Here is a 2,734-nt window from a genome sequence, read left to right as displayed (position 1 = left end):
CTTACCCTTTGCCACGTTCGACAGCGTTACCGGACCCGTCGACTTACCTCCGCCCAGTGTCACCGAATTGAAGTTCGCCGTGCCGTCCGCGTTCTTGTCGTACGTCACCGCGGCAATCGACTTGCCGTCCTCGCCGATCAGGCCCGACGATTTCAGCTGCGACACGTTCACCGCGTCCAGGTCGGCTTTGCCCGCTGCAACGTTCGACAGAAGCGTGCCCGTCTTGCCCGCCAGCGTCACCTTGTCCTTCGACGTGCTGTCGTACACCACCGCCAGCGATTCGCCCGTCGTCTTGTCGATGACGCCGCCATCCGTCAGCGTGTCCGTCAGGTTGCCGAGGCTCTCGTTCGTCGCGAACAGTTGCGAGCCGTTCACCGCGTCCATGCTCGTCGCCGACAGTGCGCCGGCTTTCACGTTCGTCAGCGTCGTGCCCGACTTACCCGCCAGCGTCACCGACTCGCGGTTTGCCGTGCCGTCAAGGTTCTTGTCGTATGTCACCGCGGCGACCGACTTGCCGTCATCACCGATCAGGCCCGACGACTTCAACTGCGATACGTTCACTGCGTCCATGTCGGCCTTGCCCGCCACCACGTTCGACAGCGTCGTGCCGCCTTCGCCCGCCAGCTTCACCGACTTGTAATTCGGCGTGCCGTCTGCGTTCTTCTCGTACGTCACCGCGGCCAATGACTTGCCGTCACCGCCAATCAGGCCCGACGATTTCAGTTGCGACACGTTCACTGCATCCGCATCGGCCGTACCGGCCTTCACGTTCGACAGCTTCGTGCCGCCTTCACCCGCCAGCGTCGCCGATTTGTAGTTCGGCGTGCCGTCCGCGTTCTTGTCGTACGTCACCGCGGCGACCGACTTGCCGTCCTCGCCGATCAGGCCCGACGATTTCAGTTGCGACACGTTCACTGCATCCGCATCGGCCGTACCGGCCTTCACGTTCGACAGCTTCGTGCCACCTTCGCCCGCCAGCGTCGCCGATTTGTAGTTCGGCGTGCCGTCCGCGTTCTTGTCGTACGTCACCGCGGCCAATGACTTGCCGTCACCGCCAATCAGGCCCGACGATTTCAGTTGCGACACGTTCACTGCATCCGCATCGGCCTTGCCCGCCGCAACGTTCGACAGAATCGTGCCACCTTCGCCTGCCAGCGTCGCCGACTTGTAATTCGGCGTGCCGTCCGCCTTCTTGTCATACGTCACTGCGGCGACTGACTTGCCGTCATCACCGATCAGACCCGACGACTTCAACTGCGACACGTTGACTGCATCCATGTCGGCCTTGCCTGCCACCACGTTCGACAGCTTCGTGCCACCTTCGCCCGCCAGCGTCGCCGACTTGTAATTCGGCGTGCCGTCCGCGCTCTTGTCGTACGTCACTGCGGCCAGCGTCTTGCCGTCTTCGCCGATCAGGCCCGACGACTTCAGCTGCGACACGTTCACCGCGTCCGCATCGGCCGTACCGGCCTTCACGTTCGACAGCTTCGTGCCGCCTTCGCCCGCCAGCGTCGCCGATTTGTAGTTCGGCGTGCCGTCCGCCTTCTTGTCGTACGTCACCGCGGCCAGCGTCTTGCCGTCCTCGCCGATCAGGCCCGTCGACTTCAGTTGCGACACATTCACCGCGTCCGCATCGGCCTTGCCCGCCGCAACGTTCGACAGAATCGTGCCGCCTTCGCCCGCCAGCGTCGCCAATTTGTAGTTCGGCGTGCCGTCCGCCTTCTTGTCATACGTCACTGCGGCCAACGACTTGCCGTCGCCGCCAATCAGGCCCGACGATTTCAGTTGCGACACGTTCACTGCATCCGCATCGGCCGTACCGGCCTTCACGTTCGACAGCTTCGTACCACCTTCGCCCGCCAGCGTCGCCGACTTGTAATTCGGCGTGCCGTCCGCGTTCTTGTCGTACGTCACTGCGGCCAGCGTCTTGCCGTCCTCGCCGATCAGGCCTGTCGACTTCAGTTGCGACACGTTCACCGCGTCCATGTCGGCCTTGCCGGCCTTCACGTTCGAGAGCGTCGTACCGCCTTCGCCGGCCAGCGTCACCTTGTCCTTCGCCGCGCTGTCGTAAGCCACCGACAACGGATTCAGGCCGCCTTCCACGTTGCGAATGGCGTCCGTCAACTGATCGACGTTCACCGCGTCCGTGCCGGTCTTACCCTTTGCCACGTTCGACAGCGTTACCGGACCCGTCGACTTACCTCCGCCCAGTGTCACCGAATTGAAGTTCGCCGTGCCGTCCGCGTTCTTGTCGTACGTCACCGCGGCAATCGACTTGCCGTCCTCGCCGATCAGGCCCGACGATTTCAGCTGCGACACGTTCACCGCGTCCAGGTCGGCTTTGCCCGCTGCAACGTTCGACAGAAGCGTGCCCGTCTTGCCCGCCAGCGTCACCTTGTCCTTCGACGTGCTGTCGTACACCACCGCCAGCGATTCGCCCGTCGTCTTGTCGATGACGCCGCCATCCGTCAGCGTGTCCTTCAGGTTGCCCAGGTTCTCGTTCGTCGCGAACAATTGCGAGCCGTTTACCGCGTCCGTGCTCGTCGCCGACAGTTCGCCGGCCTTCACGTTCGTCAGCGTCGTGCCACCTTCGCCTGCCAGCTTCACCGACTTGTAGTTCGTCGTGCCGTCCGCGTTCTTGCCGTACGTCACCGCGGCAATCGACTTGCCGTCCTCGCCGATCAGGCCCGACGACTTCAGTTGCGACACGTTCACCGCGTCCAGGTCGGCTTTA

The 2,734-nt window shown here is 63.4% G+C and carries 1 pseudogene; it reads right to left on the bottom strand.

The features are described from left to right. Positions 1–2,734: pseudogene (locus tag HWW87_RS36820) on the bottom strand (adhesin); the annotation flags it as partial.

The sequence above is a fragment of the Burkholderia sp. BCC0419 genome (assembly GCF_902830285.1).
GTDB lineage: Bacteria > Pseudomonadota > Gammaproteobacteria > Burkholderiales > Burkholderiaceae > Burkholderia.
Note: the sequence above shows the minus strand (reverse complement) of the source record. Positions and strands in the feature narration are given on the sequence as shown.